Source organism: Staphylococcus succinus (assembly GCF_029024945.1).
GTDB classification, from domain to species: domain Bacteria; phylum Bacillota; class Bacilli; order Staphylococcales; family Staphylococcaceae; genus Staphylococcus; species Staphylococcus succinus.
On record NZ_CP118976.1, the window covers coordinates 480230 to 505714 of the forward strand.

Below are 25485 nucleotides of genomic sequence, written 5' to 3' on the forward strand. Positions count from 1 at the left end.
TGGTATGACAGAAAACATATTATTATATGAGAATGACAATTATAAAATTTATATAAAGCCTGTAGATGATTAAAAAATTAGTGTTAAAATAGTAGAGTATTGTTTGGATTTTGAACATGTGCATCATTTTAATATTGTAATGTATTAGATAATAAATGATATAGCACTTCAGTAATTAAATGACATATGTTTATGCCAAAATACGTTATTGCTAAATAACGTATTTTTGTATGCAATTTTTTCTATAGTATATTTAAAAACATAGAAAGTAAAAGATAAATTAATAAAGGAGATGCTTTCCAACTTTGATTAAATATTTAAAATCACTGATACGTTTTAATACAATGAAAATTGACGTCGCTAAAGGTTTCAGGCAAGGTATATTAATGCTTATTCCACTCATAATTGGTTACTTAACCAATCATTTTTCTACAGGGTTATTAATTGCCACTGGTACGTTAGCGCATATATATGTATTTGGTGGACCAGCGCAATCTAAACTTCGTGTTGTTTTCTTTTCAACGGTAGGATTATCGATAGCGATGATGTTAGGATCGCTCACTGTAAATCAACCTATATTATTTGGTATCTTATTACTGGTTATTACAATTATTCCGCATTACATATTCAGTTCTCTAAATATTGTAGGGCCTTCATCAATCTTTTTTATCGTGGCATTTAGTTTGCCTACAAATTTACCTTTCGCTCCAGAGGATGCTTTGTATAGAGGGATGGCCATGTTTGCAGGAGGATTACTAGCCACATTAATGGTTATTATTGTTATACTATTTTCTAAAGAATCTGCAGAAATGAAAGCTGTTAAAAGTGATTATAATATCATTAAACAGTTGATATATAATTTTGACGATCCTAAAGCATTTGCAAAAGCTTCACAGTTTGCAGTGAGTGCATTTAGAAACTCTGATAATCAATTAATCACTTCTAGCACGTTTAAATCGAAAGCTTCTCCTGAATTTCAACGCTTATTGCTATTACATAATACAGCTCAGGGTATTCATTCAGAATTATTAGAGTTGAATGAGAAACAAATACGCCCTTTACCGAAAGAAATTAAACAGATGGCAGATTTTGTCATTAAAATGGTGTTTTCAGAAGGTAATATTAAGACACAATGGACTCAAAAAGTAGAAATAGATTCCCAGTATCAAAATTTAGTTGATAATATATTTAAAGTTGATGCTATTATAAATGCTGATAATGAACGTGTAGAACATGAGGTGAATGTCCGCATGCCAGTATATGGACACCGCATGTTATCTAATCTAACTTTGGATTCCTTTGTCTTTAGAAATATTTTGAAGTATGCAATTATTATGGGAATTTCAATTTTTATTGCATTAATGTTTGATTTTGATAAAGCATATTGGATTCCTTTGAGTACACATACGGTGTTGGTAGGTGCCACTACTTTACATAGCTTTGAACGAGCAGGGGCAAGATGTATAGGAACAATCATTGGTGTGCTCGTGCTGTCATTAATATTGTTAACAACGCCTCCAATACTGGTTGCTATTATTTTGTTAGCTGCGTCAGCGGCAATAACAGAGATGTTTGTAGGTGCTAATTATTCTTTTGCGGTTATTTTTATCACAATCCAAGTTATTTTGTTAAATGGCTTAGCGTCTAATCATTTATCTATTGTCATCGCCTTACCACGAATTACTGATGTGATAGTAGGCATTGTGATTGCAGTGGTTTGTTTACTCTTTATTGGACGAAAAACAGCGTCATCAATGTTACCGGGGTCGCTTGCAGATGTTGCTAGAAATGAAGCAGTGTTGTTCCATTATCTATTCTCAAGTAATAAATACTCATCTATAAAACAAGATAAACGCGAATTATTAAACCTCAGTGTTAAACTCAATAATATGATACAAATATATAATAATGCGAACGGCGAACTTTTTAGTAATAAAAGTGAGATTCAATATTATTATCCAAGTATTTACGCATTAGAAGAGTTAAGCTTTATGTTCAATAGGGCATTGAATAACGAACAAAGATATCATATTAACGACGAAAAAATGGGACAATATTTACTTGTTTTTGAAAATATAGCGAAACATTTTGAAAGAGGTACAAATATCCAAATTCAAAATCTACCAGAATTACCACAATATATTAATATACGGACATCATTAACGAATATTCAAAGTAATTGTATGAATGCTAGATAAAATGCTTCGTTATCACAGTTTTAACAGGATAAGTCAATTCACGATTATTGCTTCGTGGTTTGGCTTATTTTTGTTGTGATAAAAATGATTTTATATAAATTGCTGAGTACACGCGCAGTCTACGGTTTGTGTAACGGAAGTATGAGTGATGGCTATTAAAAATAATTATTTAAACAGAAATATAGCTATGAAATATTAAAAAAATATAGATATATGCAATTTTACTCACTGTTTATTTTAATTTATAAGAGGTAAACACTATATAAAGAAAATAAAAGTATAGGAGGTTTTTTGTGATGCCTTGGACTATGGATGACTTTCCACAAAGTTGGAAAAATATGGATAAGTTGGAGCGCAAAAAAGCGATTGATATTGGTAATGCAATGCTAAAAGATGGTTATAAAGAAGAGAATGCTATTCCTATCGCTACTAAACAAGCTGAATCTTGGTATAAAGATGCTTCTGAAAAAGATTTAGAGCAATTAAAAAATAAAAAAATAACTAAGCATGACGCGGATGATTCGTCTAATCCACAATTGAATGAAAAAGATGTACATGTTTATTTTGAAGACGACGTATGGAAAATTAAATCTGATAGTGCTAAGCAAGCATCTGATAGTTTTGAGAGGAAGGCAGATGCGATGAAACGTGCCAGAAATATTGCCGATAATAGAAATACAGAAATTATTGAGCATAAAAAAGACGAATAAATCATTATATTTTTATCTTAAATTGATAGGTGGATGCTTTTGTCATAAATTATGAAAACATATGCGATATTTAATGTTAATATTACGTGAAACGTTTTATAAACAGTGACGATGGACGTTTTCTTATGATTTGAAATATAAAATTACATTAGATAAAATGTTTTTCAATGAGTAAACACTTTGGAGGTCCAACATATGTACGTAGAGAGAAAGCCTTCATTAAACATAGAAGATTTGAAGGCGGAACTAAAAGAAAGTATAGGCCAATTTAGTAGTGATGAATCAGCATTCGATATGTTGATTGGATTTGTTGCACTTGAGCAATTATATTCTTCAGCACTAAAAGAAATAAGTACTAAATTAGATATATTAGATGATAATTTCCAACAAATGTACAAACATAATCCAATTCACCATATGGAACGTCGTGTTAAAACAATGAGAAGTTTAATTAATAAGTTAAATCGTAAAGGTTATGATATTAGTACTGATGCAGCTAAAGCGCATATCTTAGATATTGCAGGTATCAGAGTAGTTTGCAATTATATCGATGATATATACGTGATTGAATCATTATTACTTAAACAAGAGAATGTAAAATTACTGAAACGTAAAGATTATATTGAAAATCCTAAAGATAATGGTTATCGAAGTCTGCATATTGTTGTTTCTGTCCATGTATTTTTAGCAAATTCAGTTGAAACAGTGCCGGTAGAAATTCAAATTAGAACTATAGGCATGGATATGTGGGCAAGTTTAGAACATAAAATACGGTACAAAAATAATGCTGACACTGAATGTTATAGATCAGCATTAAAAACATGTGCGGGAGAAATTTCTACTGTTGAAAGTAAAATGCAGAATATACGCTCAGAAGTGTTCGATAATTAAATAAACAAAGTTGAAACGCATTGTGACTTGAATTAACGAGTATTGAAAATTCGTTATGAGTGACAATGTGTTTCAATTTTTTTGTAGGCTTTTGTTTTTTAGCAAATACTTAATTGTGATGCAATGTAACTGTGATAAAAGGACCATCAAATGTTCAAACGTACAAGACAAGTAGTGTTTATGCGATGATAAGAGTATGGGAATTTCAAAAATATTTTAATATATCAGACGTACGTATGCTGTTTAAAAGATACTAATTGACTATCATCTTGTAAGTAATTGATATAAAAGTACATAAATGAAAAGCATGATTTATAAAAATTTTTTACTGCCGGCAAATTTGGTTCAATACTGAATGTGTCGGTATTTTTATAAAAAAGAATAATGAAATTATTGTTGCAAGCGCTTGCAATTATAGAAGTTGTGTATTACCATACTTGTATACAAGTATATTGCAATAATGAATAGGAGATGTCATAGTGAAGTATGAATATCCCGAACAATGGTTAGATGGCGTATCTAAGGGTGAAATGATAGCAGCTGAGATTCGATTAAGAATCGTTGATGGTTCTATTAAACCAGATACATTATTGACAGAAAATCAAATTGCTAAAGAATTTAATGTGAGTCGTTCTCCTGTTAGAGATGCTTTTAAATTATTAAAACAAGACCAGTTAATTCATTTAGAACGTATGGGTGCAGAAGTATTACCGTTTGATGATAATGAAAAAAAAGAACTTTATGATTTAAGAATTATGTTAGAGTCTTTTGCTTTTAGTAGAATTAAGGCGAAAAATCATGACCAGATTGTAAAGGAGTTACGCAAACAACTAGAAATGATGAAAGTTGCCGTTCAATTCCAAGATGCAGAAGCTTTCACTGAACATGATATGAAATTTCATGAGGTGACTATACTGGCTTCTAAACACCAATATTTAAAGACGTATTGGAATAATTTAAAGCCTGTAATGGAAGCGCTTATTCTACTTTCGATGCGTAAGCGTATGAATGAAAATCCTGAAGATTTTGAGCGTATTCATCACAATCACGAGGTATTTATAGAAGCCATAGCTAGACAAGACGCTGAAAAACTCAGAGAGGCATTCCATTTGAACTTCGATGATGTCGGCGAAGATATTGATAGTTTCTGGTTAAATTAGCATTTTAAACTGGAAAAGTATTAGGAGGAAGAATCATGAAATACATGATAGGTGTAGATATAGGAACAACAAGTACCAAGTCCGTACTGTATGATGAAAAAGGACAATTTATAATGAAACACAATATTGGTTATCCATTGCATACACCTAACGTGGAAGTCTCAGAAGAGAATCCAGATGAATTATTTGATGCAGTATTGATGACAATTAAATATGTTATGAGAGAAGCGAATATTGCTAAAGAAGACCTTAAATTAATTTCCTTTAGTGCTCAAATGCACAGTTTGATAGCAATGGATGCAAGCAATCAACGACTTACTGAGAATTTAACTTGGGCGGATAATCGTGCAAGTCAATATGCAGATAAAATTAAAAATGAGCATGACGGTATTGAAATATACAAGAGAACGGGAACACCTATTCATCCAATGTCCCCATTGTCTAAAATATTTTGGATGAAACATGAACAACAAGAAATATATAATCAGACAGCAACGTTTGCTGATATAAAAACGTATATTTTTTATCAACTGTTTGAGAAATTTGTTATAGATCAATCTATGGCATCAGCGACAGGTATGTTTAACCTCGAATCACTTTCTTGGGATAAAGAGGCGTTAGCATTACTAGGTATTAATGAGTCACAACTCCCTGAGGTCGTTCCTACTACCCATATTTTAAAAGGCATGAAACGACGCTATGCAACATTAATGGGCATAGATGAGAACACACCAATAGTCGTTGGTGCAAGTGATGGTGTGCTTTCTAATCTAGGTGTAAATGCATTTAAAAAAGGAGAAGTTGCTGTAACTATTGGTACTTCGGGCGCAATTAGAACAGTGATTGATAAACCGCGTACAGATTATAAAGGACGTATTTTCTGTTATGTATTAACAGAGGATCATTATGTTATTGGAGGACCAGTAAACAATGGTGGCGTGGTATTAAGATGGCTACGTGATGAATTATTAGCAAGTGAAGTTGAAACAGCTAAACGTCTTGGTGTAGATCCATATGATGTGTTAACTAGAATTGCAAATAATGTGAAACCTGGTGCTGAAGGATTGATATTCCATCCATATCTTGCTGGTGAGCGTGCCCCACTATGGAATGCAGATGCACGGGGATCATTCTTTGGTTTAACATTAACTCATAAAAAAGAGCATATGATTCGAGCAGCTTTAGAAGGTGTGCTTTATAATCTTTATACGGTTTATTTAGCACTTGTTGAGGTAATGAACGAAACACCATCCACGATTAAGGCGACAGGTGGTTTTGCTAAAAGTGAAGTATGGCGTCAAATGATGGCAGATATTTTCGATACAAACTTAATTGTACCTGAAAGTTATGAGAGCTCATGTTTGGGTGCTTGTGTATTAGGAATGAAAGCACTTGGTGAAATCGAAGACTTCTCAATCATTGAAGATATGGTTGGTACAACAAATGAACACAAACCGAATCAAGATAATGTTCAAATGTATCAACAATTGATTTCAATCTTCATTAATTTAAGTCGTTCATTGGAAGAGCGTTATACAGAAATAGCGGCTTTCCAACGAGAACACATGAGTAATACAAAATAGTAAGCTAATTCAATGTAGGTGTGGGATTAAATCTAAAAGACATGCAACGTGGTATAAGGGAACGTTAATACATGTTACTGTCTTTGGAACCTACTATATGCTTTTAGTTGTAATTAACATATGAAAATTTTTTAGTCATTAAAGAAAGCGTTATCAAGTGTGGAGTATCTTTAAATTAGAAGTGTCTTCTATCTTGAATTTGGAAGGGGAGAACAATTATGTTTGAAACAATTTGGCCATTAATTACGGTCGTAATCGGAATCATTGTACTATTATCACTTATTATTTTCTTGAAATTAAATACTTTTATTTCTTTAATTATCACATCAATCGTAACAGCAATATTACTCGGTATGCCTTTAGATAAAATCATTGACACAATCGAAGAAGGTATGGGAAGTACACTTGGACATATTGCGTTAATATTTGGTTTGGGCGCTATTCTTGGTAAATTACTTGCAGATGGCGGTGGTGCTACGCGAATAGCTGATACCCTTATTAAAAAGTTTGGACACAAACATGTACAATGGGCAATGCTTATTGCGGCGTTTATCGTCGGTATAGCTTTATTCTTTGAAGTTGGTTTAGTATTGTTGATACCTTTAGTATTTACGATTGCTAAACGTGCAAATGTATCACAATTGAAATTAGGCTTACCGATGGTTGTAGCATTGTCGGTAACTCATGGATTTCTGCCTCCACACCCAGGACCAGTAGTTATTGCAAAAGAATTACAAGCAAACCTTGGTCATGTATTACTATACGGTATTATTATTGCAATTCCAGTGACGATTATTGCTGGACCAATTTTCAATAAAATAGCACAAAAAATTGCACCAACAGCTTATAATCGTCAAGGTGATATTTCAGCTCTAGGTGCACAAAGAGAGTTCTCTGAAGAAGAAATGCCAGGATTTGGAGTTAGTTTAATAACAGCAATTTCACCAGTTATTTTAATGCTGTTATCAACAATTGTACAATTAATTACTGGTCATGAAGAAGCTAAAAATGGCTTCGAATCAGTTGTTTACTTTATTGGTACTGCAGGTACAGCAATGCTTATTGCTGTATTACTAGCTATCTTTACAATGGGAATTAAGCAAGGTCGCAAAAATGCAGATATTATGGATTCTGTATCAAATGCAATTTATCCGATTGGTATGATGATTTTAATTATCGGTGGCGGTGGTACGTTTAAACAAGTATTAATTGATGGTGGCGTAGGAGACACTATAGCTAAGATGTTTGAAGGTACAGAAATGTCTCCAATACTATTAGCTTGGATTGTAGCCGCAGTGCTACGCATAGCCTTAGGATCATCAACAGTAGCGGCGATATCATCAACGGGTATTGTATTACCATTACTTCAAGCTTCAGATGTGAACGTTTCATTAGTAGTACTTGCAATTGGTGCAGGTAGTGTTATTTTATCTCATGTAAATGATGCTGGTTTCTGGATGTTCAAAGAGTATTTTGGACTAACGGTAAAAGAAACATTCCTTACATGGTCACTATTAGAAACTATTATTTCAGTATCTGGTTTAGTATTTATATTAATATTAAGTATATTTGTGTAAACTGAGTACATTGATAATAAGAACTATTTTTATTTCAACATTTATTAAACTGACAATAAGTCATATGACTTATTGTCAGTTTTTTTGCATATTGTCCATGTATATAAATTTATTTTTATAATACATGAGTCTTTTTATTATTAAACATATCACTGATTATAAATTTTATGCATTTAAAGAGAAGTTAAAGTATAAAAATCTTAATCATAATTATGTGATAACTTATATACATATAGAAAATTAAGCGGTGAATGTATAAATAAATACGATACGATTTAACTAGAAAATGATAAAATGAAGTAGTTGTTAAATTTTCATTTTATTTAGATACAGTTGAAAAATATAAATGATAAACAGTATGTGAAGTTAGCATTGAACTATACTTGTTGAAAAATTTATATGAAAAGCTACAGCAAAGGGGATTGAATAATGAAAAGAATTTTATTAATCGCAAGTGCTTTTATCGGGGTTATCGTAGGTGCGGGATTTGCTTCAGGTCAAGAAGTTTTACAGTATTTTACGAGTTTTGGATTAATGGGAACGATAGGTGCAATTATAACAACGGCGTTATTTGCTTATGTAGGTATGATGCTCGTCTGGTTAGGGAGTAAATCAAAAACAGATTCCCATAAAGAAGTTATACACCAAATTACGGGCGCTTCTACGTTTGGAAAATTACTTGGATGGATTATTGATTTAGTGATTATTTTTACGCTTTTTGGTGTAGGTGTTGTAATGATTGCAGGTGCAGGGTCAAACTTAAATCAACAGTTCGGGTTACCACCTATTATTGGAACACTCTTAATGACAGTACTCATTATTTTGGCAGGCATGTTAAAGGTTGAAGGAGTAGTCAAAGTGATTGGAAATATAACACCTTTTCTAATCATATTTATTTTGATTATTTCTTTTTATAGTTTTCTTTCAACAGATACGCCGATATCTCAATTGAATGACTTATCTAATGCGAAACCATCATCTTTACCTAACTGGTTTGTTGCAGGTATTAATTATGCATCATTTAATACTGCAGTAGGTGCTTCTATGGCAATTGTCATGGGAGGATCAGAAAAAAACACCAAGGTAGCAGCTACAGGTGGTTTAGTTGGTGGCATTGCTCTAGGCGTTATGATCGTATTAAGTCACTTAGCTATTTTCAAACAAATAGATGTTGTTGGGGATATGGAAATGCCGATGTTAGGAATTGTAAATCATATTTCTCCAATACTTGGAATTATAATGGCAATTGTTATCTTTGGTATGATTTTTAACACAGGTTTAGGGATGTTTTATGCATTTGCTACGCGTTTTACAGTTGTAGATACAGTACGCTTTAAAATATTTTACACTAGTGCTGTGATTATAGGATTATTATTGAGCTTTGTTGGATTCACAGATTTAGTTGCTATTTTTTATCCATTAATTGGTTATCTTGGCCTAGTCTTAATCTTAGTGTTATTCTATGCACCATTTAAATTAAAATTTGGTAAAAAAACATTATAATGTAGTATTAACAACCAATCATCTAACTTAATAAAGGAAGATGATTTTTTGTTATTGTAAGGATTGTACTAAAAAGTGATGTAGATTTTGTCTTTTCAGACACGTCTTAATTGTTAATTTTCGCTATAATGGAATTAGAAGATTAGGGGGTGTTTTTATGAATGAAGAGACGTTGGAGATTTTACAAATGCATGCACTTCAACTATTAGGAATTCGGCTAGAAAGTTATGAAAGCAATAATATTAAAGGCATAGGTAATTGCATTAGGACACCGTTTACAAGGACAACAAGCAAACAATACAAAGATGAGTTGAAGCATTTCTTAAAGTATATGAATAGTAATAAAATTTATCATTATAAGAACCAATTTGGCGTGAATTTTTTAATGTTCAAGTTTAAAAAGTATAAACAAATTTATATTATAGGTCCCTTTATAGAAAAGCGTCCAAATGAGCGCCGCTGTTATGAAATTATGAAAGAATTAAATATTGACTATGGCCAGTTTTCAATTTTAAAACAATACTTACTAAAAATTCCCTTATGTCATAAGCTTAAAGCTCAAAAAATGTGTCGATTAGCCATTCAATTTTTGAAGAAAAGAAATAATATTTATGATATTGTAAAAATTGATTTTCATTTTCATGTAAAGAAAGAAAATATTGCGTCTAACCAAGTTCAAATGGATTATACATTAGAAGATATTGAATATCGTTATAAATTGGAAAATCAACTCCTTACAGCAGTAGAATATGGAAACGTTGATGAAGCAATAGCAACATTCCATAAGATGTCTGTATCTCTGGTAGGACTAAGTCGAGTCAAAGATGACTTATCAAATGAACGCTATAAAGCATACTTGATTAATACATTATGTAGAAAAGCTATAGAAAAAGTAGGAGTGGGTCTGTTACAAATTGATGAAATTTCTACAAGTTTTGCTTCACGTATTGATCAAGCTAAAGACATAGTAACGTTAGATGAATTAATGGCTTCAACAATTATAGCTTATTCAAAATTAGCAATGAAGGCAAAATTCAATGATTTCAGTCCCAAATTAAGTAAAGCAATTCAATATATAGAGCGTAATTTAAATAGTGTTCTCACACTAAATAAACTTGCTGAACATGTTGAACTTGCTCCAAGTTATTTATCTAGAATATTTAATCAAGAACTACATAAATCAATTTCTCAATATATTACAGAATTACGAATCGAAAAAGGTCGAGATCTTCTGGTTAGAACAAACATGACGATTGCTGAAGTTGCCTGTTATGTAGGATTTAGAGAACAAAGCTACTTCTCACAATGCTTTAAAAAGCAATATGGTAAGTCACCTTTGAAGTTTCGGACGGAACATAAAGTATTTTATTAATATAGATTACTTTGAAACCATCACTTAACGTAATTTTTTATTTTATGTTAATATTTTATAAAAAATATTAACAATATTATAAAAAACGCCTTAAATTAAAAGGAATTGCTCTCTTCATGAACTGTGATAAAAACAGTTCTTGTGTGCAAATTTAAAATGTACTGTAGGTGTTATATATTCGAAGATGCTTTAGATATAGAGTTTGTAAATATTTGCAAATGATCAAGATCAATTTTTAATAATATCATTTTATAACAACGTTGTTATTTTGTTGTTGACTGTTTCAAAATTAAAAATATAATGAAAGTAAGATCTCTATAAAAAGCGGACGAGAGATATATTTTATATAAATATATGAACTCGGTTTATGGAGATAAAAAAATTTAAGCATATAAGAAAACGCTTACAATTATATGCTTGATTTGCACAGATTGATGGCCACAATCACTAATACTTACTACGGAGCGCTTTTATCATTGAGTGAGAATATCATTACGTTTCGATAGTGGAAAGAGGTAGTCGACATGGTTACAGCAAAGCTAAAACCAGCAAATAAAAAGTTAATGAAATTCAAAGAAATCCAAGAACCCAAATTGAAATTCAAAGAGAAACTCGCATACGGATTTGGAGATTTAGGTAATGGCATGATGTTTGACATGGGTCAAATTTATTTACTTAAATTTTTTACTGATATTTTAGGTATTTCGCCATTTTATGGTGGGTTAGTATTCTTGGTTTCTAAAATATTTGATGCTTTTGTTGATACAGGAGTAGGCACAATGGTAGATAATAGACGCAACTTTGGAAAGAAAGGTAAGTTTCGACCATTTATTTTATATGGAACGATTCCTTTAGCCTTACTTACTGTCTTAACTTTCCTTTCTCCAGATATCAGTTACGAGGGAAAAGTGATATGGGCTTTTGCAACTTACATGTTATTTAATATGGCTTATTCATTTGTTAATATCCCTTATGGTTCATTATCTGCTTCAATGACAATTAATGCAGAGGATCGTACACAATTATCAGTATTTCGTAACTTAGGGTCACAAGGCGCAATGTTTATTGCAGGTATTGTTGTTATTCCTATGGTTAATCTATTTCCAAATCATGCAACAGGGTATCCAATTGCGGTTGGCTTACTTGCAATATGTGGCGTAGTATTTCATTTAATTTGTTATAAAGGTGTGAAAGAGCGTCATACTGTTGAGCGACCTAAAGAAAAAGGAATAGGTCGTAAAGCCTTTTTAAATTTATTGAAAAACAGACCATTTATCATATTGGCAATTTATACACTTTTAACAATCATGGCACTGTTTTTACAACAGTCTTCACAACTATACTATTTCCAATATGTATTAGATGAACCCAATTTAGTAGGTATTGTAAGTGCGTTAAACTTTTTAGTTTTGATTCCAGGGCTATTACTTACAACATTTTTGAGTAAAAAAGTTGGAAAGAAAATGACAGCAATCATTGGTGTTTCTGGGTTTGTAGTATTTCAATTTATTAACTTCTTTTTCTTTGCAGACGAAACTATGACATTTTTAGTTGTAAATTCACTCGCATCACTATTCTTAGTGATACCTAATACAGTGACTTGGGCCTTTATTGCTGATGTCGTTGAATATGGACAATGGCAAACTGGCATAAGGTCAGAAGGTATCATCTATTCTAGTTATAGTTTTACTAGAAAAGTATCACAAGCATTGGCAGGGTTCTTACCAGGACTTGCTTTAACAGTTATCGGTTATGTGCCTAATGTCGCACAATCTGCGGACACAATAACAGGATTAAAAGTATTATTCTTTGTTGTTCCTGCTACGGCATGTCTAATAGCTTTAATTTTATTTTTCTTCGCATATCCTTTAACCGATCATCGTCATAAACAAATTGTTAAAGAGTTGGCAATTAGAGATGAATTATAAAGTTTTTAAGGTTAAATAATAAAACAATATTTAGATAACGAAAGGAGCATGTTTACATGTTATATCCAGTGACAAATGAAACTAGAAATATTATTGAGTTAAACGGAGTGTGGAATTTTAAATTAGAAAATGAAAAGGATGAAATCGATGTTTCTAAACCCTTAGATACTGAACTAGTCATGGCGGTGCCTGGTTCATATAATGACCAAGGTGTAACTGCTGATATACGTAATCATGTGGGAAATGTTTGGTATGAAAGAAATTTTACTATTCCCAATATTTTACGTGATGAACGTAAGGTATTGCGATTTGGCTCTGCTACACATTTTGCGACAGTTTATATTGATGGACAAGAAATAACTTCACATAAAGGTGGATTTCTACCGTTTGAAGTGGAGTTAGATTCTCAATTTTCAACTGGCCAACACCGCCTCACAGTTTGTGTCAATAATATATTAGATGAAACAACCTTACCTGTAGGTGATTATAGTGAAACGGTAGATAATCAGGGAAATAAAATTAAGAAAAATACACCTAATTTTGACTTTTTTAATTATTCAGGTCTTCATAGACCAGTTAAGATATATACAACACCAAAAGTATTTGTTGAAGATATTGAAATTGTGCCAGAAGTTTTAGAAGACTTGGCTAGAGTGAATTATAGAGTTACTACGAGTGAGACAATCAACGATATTAAAATTCGTTTACTTGATAAACAAGGTAATGTCGTTGCTACAACTAGTGGAGCGGAGGGCGTAATAGAAGTTACACAACCTCATTTATGGCAACCTTTAAATGCCTATTTATACTACTTAGAAGTAACGATACTTAAAGATGGAAAAGCTATAGATACGTATTCAGAACGTTTTGGTATCCGTTCAGTTGAAGTGAAAGATGGAAAATTTTTAATTAATAATGAACCTTTTTATTTCAAAGGTTTCGGTAAACATGAGGATTCCTATTATAATGGCCGTGGTATGAATGAAGTTACAAATGTATTAGATTTTAATCTTATGAAATGGATCGGTGCTAATTCATTCCGTACGTCACACTATCCATACTCAGAGGAAATGATGCGTCTTGCTGATGAACAAGGAATAGTTATTATAGATGAGACAACAGCTGTCGGTGTACATCTTAACTTTAGTGCTATATTATCTGGCGAGTCAACGCGTAAAACATTCGAAGAAATAGGTACAAAAGCAGCACATGAAGCTGTGATTAAGGAACTTATAGCACGTGATAAGAATTATGCTTGTGTAGTGATGTGGTCAATTGCGAATGAGCCTGCTTCGACAGAAGAAGGTGCAAAAGAATATTTTGAACCTTTAGTAAACTTAGCACGTGCATGTGATCCGCAAAAACGTCCAGTCACTATTGTGACAATACTGACTGCACAACCTGATGCATGTCAAGTTCAAGATTTGATAGATGTGCTTTGTCTAAATAGGTATTATGGTTGGTATACACAAACGGGGGATTTAACAGCTGCAAAAGAAGCTTTGAAAATAGAATTGGATGGCTGGAGTAAGAAACAACCAGATAAACCAATTATGTTTACAGAATATGGGGCTGATACAATTGCCGGCATGCATGCTATAAATGACGAATTATTTACAGAAGAATATCAACTTCGTTATTACGAAGCTAATCATGAAGTTATTGATAAATATCCACAATTTATTGGTGAACAAACTTGGAATTTTGCAGACTTTGAAACAGCTAGTGGGTTAATAAGGGTACAAGGGAATAAGAAAGGTATCTTCACTCGTGAAAGACGACCTAAAGCAGTTGCTCACTATTTTAAAAAGCGTTGGGATAATATACCCAATTTTGGATATAAAAAGTAAACTTACCAATCCAATGAAAATATAATATTATTTTGTGAAAATATGTCAACTATTAACAGTTCGTGAAAAAATAAATAAAAGCATTTGTGATAGTTTTGTGAAAACAATCACAAATGCTTTATTTCTCTTCAAGATTCGATTAATATAATAAGTGTAAGAGGCATATATAGCATAGCGAAAGCTAAAATATGGAGTGATCAAGATGAGAAAAGTAATTGAACAGGTCATTTTTTCAGATGAAAGTAGTTATGATATTTACACACACACAGGTGTGAATCAAGGTATTATTAATGATATTAAAGATGGATACAGAAGTATTGATTATATAGCTTATGTTGATGCAGAAAAGATTTACAACTATGGTTTAAAGAAAAAGATATTAGTGAATAATTAATACGCTGTATACATCTATGTGTAGTGATTTTAAGATACTACCTCGGATGAAATTATCTTAGATAATGAATAATAGTGTCTTAAGATATTGCATATTTTTCTCCCCAGTAGCACCTTTCATGATTTACGAAACGCGCTTAAGCAATAACAAAAGCCTACAACTACTAAAATTAAGTAGTGTAGGCTTTTGTTATGCTCAAAATTCGGGTATATATTATACATACGATTTAAAGTTGTTTTTTATTTCATTGTAATCATAAAAAGAATTATACATATGCATGCGAATGTGATCTTCAGAGGTATAAGGAATACGTAAATGGTCATGGTTTTCTATAAATATACGAAATTCACGTTCTGAATTTTTACGTTGTGGTATTGACATATTTAACCATTCTTGTTTATCAAATAAATCTTCAAATTGAAAGTTAAAGCTTGTACGTCCTAAATTTGCTCTTAACTGTTTGATACGTTGATCGAAGTCAAAATGCATTATGCATCCTCCTTTATAAAATTTTATGTATTAATATATACCCACTTTATTATGATTTAAGAGTGATGACAAGGGGATAGGGAAGTTAGTAATGATATAACATGATATTTGATGATAGATTAACTGAAAATAGGGAATGGCATAAATAAGTGTTTTAATAGTTAATAAATAGAAAGGAAGATATAAATGATAGAGTTACAGGATAAGGTGGCAATTGTAACAGGTGCGAGTAGTGGAATAGGAGCGAGTATTGCACATGCGCTTTCTAATCATGGTGTGAAAGTAGTATTGTCTGGACGAAATGAATCACGTTTAAATGCAGTGGCAAAACGCATTCAAGAAGAAGTACAAACAGAGGTGGATACGTTAACTGTAGATGTCACACAAAAAAGTGATATTGAACGACTTGTGCGTCATACTCAGGAAAAATTTGGTAGGGTGGATATATTAGTAAATAGCGCTGGTAAGATGCTTTCATCAGCAATTACAGATGATGATGTAGATGCTTGGGATACGATGCTTGATGTTAATGTGAAAGGTACACTTTATGGTATACATGCAGTATTACCGGAATTTTTAAAACAGTCTAGTGGTCATATTATCAATATTTCATCTATTTCTGGTTTTGAAGTCACAAAAAAAAGTACGCTATATAGCGCAACGAAAGCAGCTATACACTCTATTACTCAAGGTTTAGAAAAGGAATTAGCGAAGACAGGTGTGAGAGCTACAAGTATTTCGCCTGGCATGGTAGATACACCATTGAGTGGAGATACAGATTGGGGAGAACGTAAAAAGCTGGACCCTAACGACATTGCAGAAGCAGTGCTATATGCATTACAACAACCGAGTCATGTTAACGTGAATGAAATAACAGTACGCCCTGTTTAAATAAGATACATGAAATATAAATAATGCTTCAGGTAATAGTGAAAAATGAAAGAAGTGATAATATGTTCATTCGGTATTTAAATGAAGATGACGTAGAGCAATATAGAGCTTTACGTTTAACATCATTAAAGACGGATCCAAACGGTTTTGCTTCGACATATGATAGAGAAATTAAATTACCTATGGATGCGTTCAAATCACGCATTGCCTCTTCCTCAGAAAAATTTACGATGGGGACTTTTGAGCATGAAAAATTAATTTGTATGGCGACGTTTTATAGTGAAACTTTAGAAAAGGTTCAACACAAAGGCAATTTAGTTGGCGTATATTGTCATGTTGATTTTAGAAGACAGGGGTTAGCACAACAATTGATACACAACATTATAGATATTGTCACTCAACAAGGCAAAGTAAAGACAATCGCTTTATCTGTCTTATCGGACAATTATCATGCAATTGCTTTATATGAAAAGTTAGGTTTTAGAAGATATGGCATCGAACCGAAATCATTGTTTGATGGAAATGTTTATTATGATGAAGATTTAATGTGTTTAGAACTTTAATGGCAATATGAGGATAATTATTTAAGGAGGGGTACTGAATGGAAACAAACTGCGTGATAGAACATACCCGTATTATGGAGACAAACTTTATTATTGAGACGGAACGTTTATTTTTAATTCGACCTTCGCACTATTATCTTGAAAAGCTACACCAATTACATGCTAATCCTAAAACTAATCTATATAATCCCGATGGGCCACATCAAAGCATTGAAGAAACTAAAGCGATGCTTAAAACATGGATGAATCATTGGTTGAGATATAGCTTTGGATATTGTTTAATGATTGAAAAGAAAACAGGTAAAATGTTAGGAATATGTGGATTGAGCTATAAACAATTAGATGGTGAAACATATTTAAATTTAGCTTATAGACTTGAAACGCAACATACGCGTAAAGGTTATACTAAAGAAGCATGTAAGGCAGTTATTGAGAATGTGAAAACGACTGCAAAAGTAAATAATAAAATATTAGTTCGTACAAAAATAAATAATTTGCCATCTATTAAGACTGCAGAATCATTAGGTTTCGTAAGAGATAGTCATTATGATGATTTTGAATCCTATGATGACGTTTATTTTTTTGAATCCTAAAGTATAAATAATATGCCTGCACATCAAATGAGCTTTGTGCAGGTATATTATTTATTATGTTGTAAGATATGCTATTAGCTATAACCACTCGATAATTTCAATTCTATTGCCAAAAGGATCAGAGATATAAAATCGATCGGCGCCTTCAAGCTCATCTCCGTAAACTATTTCTACACCTTTGGATTCTAGATGTCTTCTTATATCTGAAATGTTTTCTACAAGTAATGCAGGATGCGCTTTTTGGGATGGTATAAAGTCTTTTTGAACACCAACATGTAGTTGTTGGTGTCCAATTTCAAACCACACCCCTCCATTTCTAGCTAATCGATCTGGTTTAGTAATTTCTTTCAATCCAAGTGTTTCAGCATAAAATTGTCGCGCTTCTACTTCATGATGTGCTGGTGCAGCCACTTGGACATGATCAATACCTAAGAATTTATTTTTCATAGTATCATCCCCCTTATTCTAATTTTATAATAGCAAATAATATTATATAAAACGAAGGATAGTTGGAAACGAAAAAATTTTCAATAATATAATTTTAAAAATTAAATTAATAACGTTGTAAGTGATAATGGTTTTCATTTATAATATAGGTAATATAAAATGAAAGAGGTTATTTTTTGAAAAAATTATTATGCTTGATATTATGTTTAACCATGTTTATTGCAGCTTGCGGTAATCACGATAAAAGTAATTCAAATACAGGTGAAGAGAAGCGTACATATACTACTGATGATGGCAAAGAAATACAAATACCTCAACATCCTAAAAGAGTGCTAGATTTAACAGCTAATTATGGTAATTTTAAAAAATTGGGCGTTAAACCTATTGCTATAACAAGTTTGTTTCCAAATTCTAAATATTTGAATATGGATAAAGTGAAAAAAATTGATCCAGAAGATGTAGAAGCTGCAGCTAAACTAAAACCGGATTTAATCATTACTTATAAAGAAAATAAAAATAATAAAAAATTAGCAAAAATTGCACCTACTGTGCCAATAAAAGTACAGAATATGGATTATAAAGAAACACATATTGAAATAGGTAAATTGGTGGGTAAAGAAGCAAAAGCTAAAAAGCAAGCACGTACATTATCTAAAAAATTAGCTGAAGATGGTCAAGCGATTAAAAAACAAATAGGTAAGGATAAGACGTTTTCTATAATGGATGTCCAGGCAAAAGATATATATCAATTTGGTCCTCGATTTGGTAGGGGAAGTGAAGCGATTTATGAAGGATTTGGTTTTAAAGAAGACGCTGATGCTAAAGCAGCTATGCCTAAAGATAAATTTATGAAGGTCCCTAAAGAAAAATTTAATGATTATTCAGGCGATTATTTAATGATACCTTCAAAAGATGGTAAGCAGCCAAATAATGATTTTGTTAAATCAGACGTATGGAAAAACAATGAAGCAGTAAAAAATAATAACGTAATTTATTACCCAATGGATGAAGCAATTTATGCAGATGTAATATCAATAGAAAAACAAGCTGAAGTATTCAAAAAAGAACTAATGAAGAAGAATGAATGATGTAAAGTGACTGGAAGCATGATTGTAGATAAATACTTTATATTCAAAAGTGCAAGCGTTTAATAATAAAAATACACATCCGTGTATAAACGGATGTGTATTTTTTATGCTTTTTAATATTGAATAGTAATTTTAAAAGGGGATTAGCATAATTTAATAGTAGATATTACCAATTTTCAACATCAGTACGTTCACCTTTAAAATTATTTGAAGTTTGATGGCGTTCTGCGAGTATTTGTTCAACATCATCAAATTTTATGTCTAAAGCGTGTAACAATACAAATAAATGATACATAAGATCAGCAGTTTCATTTGTTACTTCACTTTTATCTGACTTCATAGCTCCTATAACGACTTCAAAGGATTCTTCACCGAATTTTTTAGTGATTTTTTCAAGTCCCTCATTGAGTAGATATTTCGTATAGGAGTTATCTTTGTTTGAGTTTGCGCTAGTAGCAACAGTTTGTTCTAATTGTTGTACTTTGAAGGGGACATCCGTATTAAAACAACTTTGACTACCTGTATGACATGTAGGGCCATTAGGTATTACATCAATTAAAATAGTATCTTCATCACAATCCAAATAAATATTTTGAACAACTTGGGTATGACCAGAAGTCTCTCCTTTTGTCCATAATCGCTGTTTAGAACGTGAATAAAAGCATACGACACCATCCACTAGTGTTTTTTTATAAGCTGCTTCATTCATATAACCAAGCATTAAGACTTGCTTTGTATTTACATCTTGCAAGATAGCAGGTAATAGTCCTTTGCTAAAATCAGGTTGTTGTTGGGTCATCTTACTGGAATACCTCCTTGTGACATCGTTTTTTTAATTTCATCAACGGTTGTTTCTTTATCGTGTAAAATACTGGCTGCTAGTCCTGCAGATACATCAGTCTGTTTAAATAAATCAACAAAATGGTCTGCGTTACCACCGCCTCCAGAAGCTATAACAGGGATATTAACAAGTTTTTCGATTTCATGTAAATGTTTTACGTCAAATCCTTGCTTCATACCGTCATGTGTCATACTCGTTATGAGTAGTTCCCCAGCACCTAATGTTTCGACTTTTTGCACCCAATCATAGACACGTATATCTGTGCGTTGTTTACCACCATGTGTATAACAAAAATAGTCATTAAGTTCGCTGTCGTAATTGCTATCGATAGCAATACAAATACATTGGCTACCGAACTTTTCACTGGCTTCTTTAATAAATTGTGGGTTTTTGAGTGCGCTAGAATTCAAGGATACTTTATCTGCCCCATGATTTAATAATTGTGAAATATCATCTAATGTTGAGATGCCCCCACCGACAGTGAGTGGTATGAATAATTTTTCAGCAGTCTCTTCAATGACATCAAGCACAAGGTCATGACCAGCCTCAGTGCGAGAAATATCCAAAAACACCAGCTCATCTGCCCCCTGATCGTTATAATACATGGCATAATCTACAGGGTTGCCGATATCGCGTAATCCTTTAAACTGAATCCCTTTAACTACACGGCCGTCTTTGACATCTAGGCAGGGAATGATTCTTTTTTTTATCATGAAAGGCCCTCCCAAAAATCAGGGTTATGGGCAGCTTTACCAACTATTGCAGCATCTACACCTAGCGTTTCTAATTGAGCGAGGTCATCTTGATGACGTATCCCTCCGGAAGCAATAACAGGTTTTTGAGTAGCCTGAACTAATTGTCCTGTAATTTCAAAGTTAGGTCCTGATAGACGACCATCTTTGGAAATATCAGTATAGATTATGCCACCAAGCGGTAAGGATTCAATTTTATTAACTAATTCAAATAAATCAAGTTGTGCATCTTGTTCCCAACCATTAATTTTCACTTCGCGACGATAAGCATCTACAGATAAATATAAACGGTTAGGATATTGATTAGTCATTGTTTCTAACCAATCTAAATCTTGAATGCCTTTAGTCCCGATAATACAATAATCTATGCCATCTGCAAAGTATTGCTCGATAGTATCTAAACTCCGTATGCCGCCACCAACTTCCATTGGTTTTTCCGTAAGCGTACGGAGCAGTTTAATATAATTTTGTTCAACAGAAGACTGTTGTTTGGCACCGATTAAATCAACGATATGAATACGGTCTACACAATCAAATTGGTTGTAAAATTTAACGCTTTCTTCAGCGCTTCGTGCCATTTTTTCTTCTGAATCATATTTACCTTCTGTAAGTCGAACACTTGTTGCATTGATTAGATCAATTGCTGGCCAAAGTTTGATCATTTAAGAAACCGCCTTTCAAAGCTTGATTGAGTATTGTTAAACCATAAGCACCACTTTTTTCTGGGTGAAATTGAATCCCTATATAATGTTTATATTGCACAATTGCCGGTACTTGTGTTCCATAATCAGCATAAGCAACAACATGTTCAGACATCTGTGCCTGGTAAGAATGGACAAAATAAACATCACGGGTCAATTGAGGATGGTCGCTGATTAAGTTGTTCCAACCTAAATGTGGTACTGGATAAGGTGTTTGGATAGGAACAATATTTCCAGGTAAAAATTTAAGTCCATCTACATTACCTTCTGCGCTCCATTCAAATAATAATTGCATACCGAGACAGATACCGATAATTGGTTTATCTGTAATATTTTTTAAAATAGCTTTAAGTCCACGTTGTTCAATTGCTTGCATCGCATCTTTAAAGTGTCCTACGCCAGGTAGTATGATGATATCTGCCGCTTCAATTTCACTTTGTTTATCAGTTAAAATCACGTCATAACCTAAATGTTTTACAGCACGCTGTACATTCTTAATATTACCTAATCCATAATCAATGATGGCAATCATTCAATCACACCCTTGGAAGATGGTGTGCTGTCATAATCACTATCAGATAGAGCATCTTTGAGGGCATGTGCAAATGATTTGAAAATCCCTTCGATTTCATGATGTGTGTTACCGCCACGTAATAAATCAATATGTGTTGTAAGTCGAGCATTAATTACCAATGCTCGGAAGAACTCTTCAACAAGTTCTGTGTCAAAGGTACCAACTTTTTCTTTACTTAATTCTGCATTGAAAGAAAGGTAAGGTCTGCCGCTAATGTCTACCACTGCACGTGCAAGTGATTCATCCATAGGGATATAACTTACACCATATCTTTGGAAAGCTGTACGTGATTTAACCATTTCTAATAGAAGTTGTCCGAGTACAATACCAATATCTTCAGTAACATGGTGATCATCAACTTCCGTATCACCATTTGCCTCAATGGTGATAGTCAATTTACTGTGAAAGGCAAAGAGTGTCAACATATGATCTAGGAAACCGACGCCTGTTTGGATATTACTCGGACTATTATCATCAGCTATAGCAATTTTTAATTGTGTTTCGGCAGTATTACGTGTTTTTTGATAAATCATACTGAGACCTCCAATTTTTTATGAGTTCCTTTAATTCGTCTAATTGTTCATCTGTAGCAATAGAATAACGTACATAGTCAGCCATTAATGGTTCATCGTATAACCTAGGAAGAAAACCATTTGATTTTATATAGCGTCCTAAGTTATGGGCGGCATCACCTTTAGTCAATACAAAGTTTGTGGCTGACGGATAAACTGTCATAATGTCAGAAACTAAATCAGTAAACATTTGACGAAGTTTTAAAGCTAATTGTCTTTGGTGATTCACGAAATCAGTTGTCATTTCTCGATGTTCAAACATATATATAGCAATATGCAATGTGATTGTATTGAGCGGGTAGGGGTGCTCTAATTTTTGTATTTGTTGTATTGTATTTTGGGTACTAATTAATACACCTAATCTCAATCCAGCAATACCGAATGCTTTCGATAAAGTGCGCATTTGCAGGATATGCGGTTGCATCGTTAATTCATAAGACTCTCCGAAATCTAAATATGCTTCATCAATGACAAAATACCCGCCTATAGCTTTTATTTTGTCAGAAATTGCCTGTAAAAATGCTGTACTATATTGAATACCAGTTGGATTATGCGGATTGCTCATGATAAAGAAAGCAGGTTGAACTTCATCAATGCGCTGCAGTATACGCTCAAGACTAAAGCTTAAATCTGGTTCTGCATCTACAAATTCAATAGGGCGGTCTACTTGTGCAGCATAAGCTTGATACATGAAAAAGTCTGGGTTTAGAGTAAGTGCCGGGCCTTTAGGCATAATCAGCATTAATTTTTGAATTAACTCATCAGATCCATTGCCTGCAATGACTTGTGCTGCAGAAATATTATAGTATTTAGCATAAGCTGCTTTAAAACGCTCATATTCATCATCAGGATAAAAATTAAATGAGGCTTCTTGAATAAGTGTTGCTAGTTGTGCTGCTGATAAAGGGCGTAGTGGGCTTTCATTTTTGTTAATTCTTATCATCAGTAGACTCCTTTGTTGTTCGGACTTTGATAGATTGTTCATGGTTATAAAGTGCTTCCACATGTGCAAGATCACGTGCGGATTTTTCAATTTGGTTAAAAGTATCTTCAGATAGATCTATAACTGAATGACGTGTTAAAAAGTCATTTACAGATAAACCGTTTGTGAATCTAGCTGTTTGATTAGTTGGTAACACGTGACTTGGACCAGCAACATAATCACCGATAACTTCAGGAGAATAGTGACCTAAGAATAGCGCGCCAACGTAACGTACATGTTGTAAATAATCTCGCGGTGAAGCGGTTTGAATTGATGCATGCTCTGGTGCGATTTGATTCATTAAGTCACATGCAGCATCAAAATTATCCACTGAGATTAAAAAATGATTGTGTGCTAAACTTGCTTCTACAATCGGTTGACGCTCAATCTGTGTCAGTTTGTCTTGGATACGTTGCTCTAGTTGTTGTAATAAACGTGTATCTTCACTAATTACGAATGTTCGAGCTAGTTCATCATGTTCAGCTTGGGCAAATACATCGTATGTGATTGCATCTAAGTCAGCTGTATCGTCGATAATTAAAGCAATTTCGCTTGGACCAGCAATTTGATCAATACCGATTTGACCGAATAGATATTTCTTTGCATAGGCTACATATTGATTACCTGGACCAACGATTTTATCTACTTTTGGAAGTGTTTCGGTACCATAAGCTAGCGCTGCAATACTTTGTGCGCCTCCCACTTGAAAGACACGATCCGCGCCAGCAATATAGCAGGCAGCTAATACAATATCTGGTACCCCGTCTGATTGTGGTGGTGTAACGACAGAAATATTTTTGACACCAGCGACTTTAGCAAGTGTGACGGTCATTAATACTGTAGAAGGATAACTTGCTTTTCCACCTGGCACATAAACGCCTACCCGTTCTAAGGGGTGATACATTTCATAACATTCAGACGAGCCTTGTTTGTCTGACCATTTAATAGACGTTTGATAAGCTTTGATACGGGCGTGGCTTTGTTGAAGTGCACTGCGCAAATTTTCATCTATATTGTTATAGGCTGTTTCTAAATCTTGCATAGGTATTTCAAGTTCCGGTGTAGTGACATGATCCAGCTGTTCGTTATAATTTCTTAAGGCTTGATCACCATGATATTTAACATTGTCACAAATGTCTTTGACGATTGGATATAAATCTTCATTTAATGCAGATTGACTTAAATAATCATTGAGAAATGTGTTTTTATTTATAATCAACGAGAGACACCTCCAATGTCTTAATTAAATCATCAATCTCACTAGATTTTTTGAAGTAAGATTGTTTATTAGTAATAAGCTTAGCGTTTATATTTTTAATAGTATCTTTTTCAACTAAACCATTTGATTTTAATGTAGTACCAGTTTGAACAATATCTACGATGCCGTCTACCATATCAACTAAACAAGCCAATTCGATTGAACCTGATAATTTGACTAGTTCGACATCTAAACCTTGTGATTCAAAATAATTTCTTGCTGTTTGAGTATAGGAAGTTGCAATTTTCTTGAAATGAGTAGTTTCAGGTTTTGCAGCTAAGGCAAAATGACAATCACCAAAAGGCAAATCGAGTAAGTTGTTAATTGCATAATTGCCTTCTTCTAAAATATCACTACCTACAATTCCTACGTCTGCAACACCTTGTTCTACATAAATAGGGACATCACTGCCTTTGACTAAGACAAATTGGATATCTCCTATAGAAATAAGCAGTTGGCGATCTCTTTGCTCTAGTGCAACTGCCATTTCATTAGCGTTTATATCATTTAAATAAGCAATAAAACTTTTAAGTAATCTACCTTTTGCTAAAGCTACAGTAAGCATGAT

General features: G+C 33.0%; 23 protein-coding genes and 1 pseudogene. 15 read left to right on the forward strand and 9 right to left on the reverse strand.

Translation table 11 applies throughout. The features are described 5' to 3' along the window. Positions 1-344 precede the first annotated feature (344 nt). The 11 genes from PYW31_RS02075 to PYW31_RS02125 all read left to right on the forward strand — a co-directional run bounded on the left by PYW31_RS02075 (position 345) and on the right by PYW31_RS02125 (position 15166). A complete protein-coding gene (locus PYW31_RS02075) occupies positions 345-2198 on the forward strand; it encodes an FUSC family protein (protein WP_046835982.1) in 1854 nt (617 codons plus the stop codon). Positions 2199-2494: 296 nt separating this feature from the next. Further along, complete coding sequence (locus PYW31_RS02080; RefSeq protein ID WP_046835888.1) at positions 2495-2908, forward strand: DUF2188 domain-containing protein; 414 nt, start codon at positions 2495-2497, stop codon at positions 2906-2908. Positions 2909-3103: 195 nt separating this feature from the next. Beyond that, positions 3104-3799: a GTP pyrophosphokinase gene (locus tag PYW31_RS02085; protein ID WP_046835887.1), complete on the forward strand. Its 696-nt coding sequence runs from the start codon at positions 3104-3106 to the stop codon at positions 3797-3799. A 479-nt stretch (positions 3800-4278) separates the two neighbouring features. After that, positions 4279-4959 (forward strand): GntR family transcriptional regulator, encoded by a 681-nt coding sequence (locus PYW31_RS02090; protein WP_046835886.1) that lies wholly within the window; start codon positions 4279-4281, stop codon positions 4957-4959. A 35-nt stretch (positions 4960-4994) separates the two neighbouring features. Next, the gene (gene gntK / locus PYW31_RS02095) at positions 4995-6542 is read left to right on the forward strand and encodes a gluconokinase (RefSeq protein ID WP_046835885.1); all 1548 of its coding nucleotides are present in this window, start codon (positions 4995-4997) and stop codon (positions 6540-6542) included. Between the two features lie 218 nt (positions 6543-6760). After that, positions 6761-8119: a gluconate:H+ symporter gene (locus PYW31_RS02100; RefSeq protein WP_046835884.1), complete on the forward strand. Its 1359-nt coding sequence runs from the start codon at positions 6761-6763 to the stop codon at positions 8117-8119. Positions 8120-8548: 429 nt separating this feature from the next. Then, a complete protein-coding gene (locus PYW31_RS02105; protein ID WP_046835883.1) occupies positions 8549-9622 on the forward strand; it encodes a YkvI family membrane protein in 1074 nt (357 codons plus the stop codon). Between the two features lie 157 nt (positions 9623-9779). Continuing rightward, positions 9780-10994 (forward strand): helix-turn-helix domain-containing protein, encoded by a 1215-nt coding sequence (locus PYW31_RS02110; RefSeq protein ID WP_046835882.1) that lies wholly within the window; start codon positions 9780-9782, stop codon positions 10992-10994. Between the two features lie 524 nt (positions 10995-11518). After that, positions 11519-12922, forward strand: coding sequence for a glycoside-pentoside-hexuronide (GPH):cation symporter (locus PYW31_RS02115; RefSeq protein ID WP_046835881.1), 1404 nt, complete (start codon positions 11519-11521; stop codon positions 12920-12922). 56 nt (positions 12923-12978) lie between these two features. Next, entirely contained in the window at positions 12979-14772 is a 1794-nt protein-coding gene (gene uidA, locus PYW31_RS02120) for a beta-glucuronidase (protein WP_046835880.1), read from the forward strand. Between the two features lie 202 nt (positions 14773-14974). Then, the gene (locus tag PYW31_RS02125; RefSeq protein WP_046835879.1) at positions 14975-15166 is read left to right on the forward strand and encodes a hypothetical protein; all 192 of its coding nucleotides are present in this window, start codon (positions 14975-14977) and stop codon (positions 15164-15166) included. A gap of 213 nt (positions 15167-15379) precedes the next feature. Here PYW31_RS02125 and PYW31_RS02130 read toward each other — a convergent pair whose 3' ends face one another. Then, on the reverse strand, positions 15380-15655 hold the full coding sequence (locus PYW31_RS02130) for a DUF1413 domain-containing protein (RefSeq protein WP_046835878.1): 276 nt from the start codon (positions 15653-15655) through the stop codon (positions 15380-15382). A gap of 186 nt (positions 15656-15841) precedes the next feature. On the opposite strand from PYW31_RS02130, the gene PYW31_RS02135 reads away from it, so the two are divergent. The 3 genes from PYW31_RS02135 (at position 15842) to PYW31_RS02145 (ending at position 17702) form a co-directional block, all read left to right on the forward strand. Beyond that, positions 15842-16546: an SDR family oxidoreductase gene (locus tag PYW31_RS02135; RefSeq protein WP_046835877.1), complete on the forward strand. Its 705-nt coding sequence runs from the start codon at positions 15842-15844 to the stop codon at positions 16544-16546. Between the two features lie 62 nt (positions 16547-16608). Continuing rightward, the gene (locus PYW31_RS02140; protein WP_046835876.1) at positions 16609-17109 is read left to right on the forward strand and encodes a GNAT family N-acetyltransferase; all 501 of its coding nucleotides are present in this window, start codon (positions 16609-16611) and stop codon (positions 17107-17109) included. Positions 17110-17147: 38 nt separating this feature from the next. Then, positions 17148-17702: a GNAT family N-acetyltransferase gene (locus PYW31_RS02145; protein ID WP_053042460.1), complete on the forward strand. Its 555-nt coding sequence runs from the start codon at positions 17148-17150 to the stop codon at positions 17700-17702. Between the two features lie 78 nt (positions 17703-17780). Here the strand turns inward: PYW31_RS02145 and PYW31_RS02150 are convergent, their stop codons facing one another. Then, entirely contained in the window at positions 17781-18149 is a 369-nt protein-coding gene (locus PYW31_RS02150; RefSeq protein WP_046835875.1) for a VOC family protein, read from the reverse strand. Positions 18150-18325: 176 nt separating this feature from the next. On the opposite strand from PYW31_RS02150, the gene PYW31_RS02155 reads away from it, so the two are divergent. Continuing rightward, entirely contained in the window at positions 18326-19237 is a 912-nt protein-coding gene (locus PYW31_RS02155; protein WP_082104690.1) for an ABC transporter substrate-binding protein, read from the forward strand. 166 nt (positions 19238-19403) lie between these two features. On the opposite strand, the pseudogene hisF reads toward PYW31_RS02155, so the two are convergent. The 7 genes and pseudogenes from hisF to hisG all read right to left on the reverse strand — a co-directional run bounded on the left by hisF (position 19404) and on the right by hisG (position 25482). After that, positions 19404-20791, reverse strand: a pseudogene (hisF, locus tag PYW31_RS02160) (imidazole glycerol phosphate synthase subunit HisF). Further along, entirely contained in the window at positions 20788-21492 is a 705-nt protein-coding gene (gene hisA, locus PYW31_RS02165; RefSeq protein ID WP_046835872.1) for a 1-(5-phosphoribosyl)-5-((5-phosphoribosylamino)methylideneamino)imidazole-4-carboxamide isomerase, read from the reverse strand. Before hisA ends, hisF begins: the two are co-directional and overlap by 4 nt. Beyond that, on the reverse strand, positions 21467-22063 hold the full coding sequence (gene hisH, locus PYW31_RS02170) for an imidazole glycerol phosphate synthase subunit HisH (RefSeq protein WP_046835871.1): 597 nt from the start codon (positions 22061-22063) through the stop codon (positions 21467-21469). Before hisH ends, hisA begins: the two co-directional genes overlap by 26 nt. After that, positions 22060-22638, reverse strand: a complete 579-nt coding sequence (hisB, locus tag PYW31_RS02175) for an imidazoleglycerol-phosphate dehydratase HisB (RefSeq protein WP_046835870.1) — start codon at positions 22636-22638, stop codon at positions 22060-22062. Before hisB ends, hisH begins: the two co-directional genes overlap by 4 nt. After that, a complete protein-coding gene (locus PYW31_RS02180) occupies positions 22616-23620 on the reverse strand; it encodes a pyridoxal phosphate-dependent aminotransferase (RefSeq protein ID WP_046835869.1) in 1005 nt (334 codons plus the stop codon). Before PYW31_RS02180 ends, hisB begins: the two co-directional genes overlap by 23 nt. Beyond that, positions 23607-24875 carry a histidinol dehydrogenase gene (hisD, locus tag PYW31_RS02185; protein ID WP_235602276.1) on the reverse strand — a complete coding sequence of 423 codons (1269 nt, stop codon included), beginning with the start codon at positions 24873-24875 and terminating at the stop codon, positions 23607-23609. The genes PYW31_RS02180 and hisD overlap by 14 nt, the downstream gene beginning before the upstream one ends. After that, on the reverse strand, positions 24865-25482 hold the full coding sequence (gene hisG / locus PYW31_RS02190; RefSeq protein ID WP_046835867.1) for an ATP phosphoribosyltransferase: 618 nt from the start codon (positions 25480-25482) through the stop codon (positions 24865-24867). Before hisG ends, hisD begins: the two co-directional genes overlap by 11 nt. Between the last annotated feature and the right edge of the window lie 3 nt (positions 25483-25485).

What these genes read in the sequence shown, in the direction of transcription:
- PYW31_RS02075 (WP_046835982.1), top strand. Translation starts at nt 345, where the DNA reads ATGAAAATTGACGTCGCTAAAGGTTTCAGGCAAGGTATATTAATGCTT.
- PYW31_RS02080 (WP_046835888.1), top strand. Translation starts at nt 2,495, where the DNA reads ATGCCTTGGACTATGGATGACTTTCCACAAAGTTGGAAAAATATGGAT.
- PYW31_RS02085 (WP_046835887.1), top strand. Translation starts at nt 3,104, where the DNA reads ATGTACGTAGAGAGAAAGCCTTCATTAAACATAGAAGATTTGAAGGCG.
- gntK (WP_046835885.1), top strand. Translation starts at nt 4,995, where the DNA reads ATGAAATACATGATAGGTGTAGATATAGGAACAACAAGTACCAAGTCC.
- PYW31_RS02100 (WP_046835884.1), top strand. Translation starts at nt 6,761, where the DNA reads ATGTTTGAAACAATTTGGCCATTAATTACGGTCGTAATCGGAATCATT.
- PYW31_RS02105 (WP_046835883.1), top strand. Translation starts at nt 8,549, where the DNA reads ATGAAAAGAATTTTATTAATCGCAAGTGCTTTTATCGGGGTTATCGTA.
- PYW31_RS02110 (WP_046835882.1), top strand. Translation starts at nt 9,780, where the DNA reads ATGAATGAAGAGACGTTGGAGATTTTACAAATGCATGCACTTCAACTA.
- PYW31_RS02115 (WP_046835881.1), top strand. Translation starts at nt 11,519, where the DNA reads ATGGTTACAGCAAAGCTAAAACCAGCAAATAAAAAGTTAATGAAATTC.
- uidA (WP_046835880.1), top strand. Translation starts at nt 12,979, where the DNA reads ATGTTATATCCAGTGACAAATGAAACTAGAAATATTATTGAGTTAAAC.
- PYW31_RS02125 (WP_046835879.1), top strand. Translation starts at nt 14,975, where the DNA reads ATGAGAAAAGTAATTGAACAGGTCATTTTTTCAGATGAAAGTAGTTAT.
- PYW31_RS02130 (WP_046835878.1), bottom strand. Translation starts at nt 15,655, where the DNA reads ATGCATTTTGACTTCGATCAACGTATCAAACAGTTAAGAGCAAATTTA.
- PYW31_RS02135 (WP_046835877.1), top strand. Translation starts at nt 15,842, where the DNA reads ATGATAGAGTTACAGGATAAGGTGGCAATTGTAACAGGTGCGAGTAGT.
- PYW31_RS02140 (WP_046835876.1), top strand. Translation starts at nt 16,609, where the DNA reads ATGTTCATTCGGTATTTAAATGAAGATGACGTAGAGCAATATAGAGCT.
- PYW31_RS02145 (WP_053042460.1), top strand. Translation starts at nt 17,148, where the DNA reads ATGGAAACAAACTGCGTGATAGAACATACCCGTATTATGGAGACAAAC.
- PYW31_RS02150 (WP_046835875.1), bottom strand. Translation starts at nt 18,149, where the DNA reads ATGAAAAATAAATTCTTAGGTATTGATCATGTCCAAGTGGCTGCACCA.
- hisA (WP_046835872.1), bottom strand. Translation starts at nt 21,492, where the DNA reads ATGATCAAACTTTGGCCAGCAATTGATCTAATCAATGCAACAAGTGTT.
- hisH (WP_046835871.1), bottom strand. Translation starts at nt 22,063, where the DNA reads ATGATTGCCATCATTGATTATGGATTAGGTAATATTAAGAATGTACAG.
- hisB (WP_046835870.1), bottom strand. Translation starts at nt 22,638, where the DNA reads ATGATTTATCAAAAAACACGTAATACTGCCGAAACACAATTAAAAATT.
- PYW31_RS02180 (WP_046835869.1), bottom strand. Translation starts at nt 23,620, where the DNA reads ATGATAAGAATTAACAAAAATGAAAGCCCACTACGCCCTTTATCAGCA.
- hisG (WP_046835867.1), bottom strand. Translation starts at nt 25,482, where the DNA reads ATGCTTACTGTAGCTTTAGCAAAAGGTAGATTACTTAAAAGTTTTATT.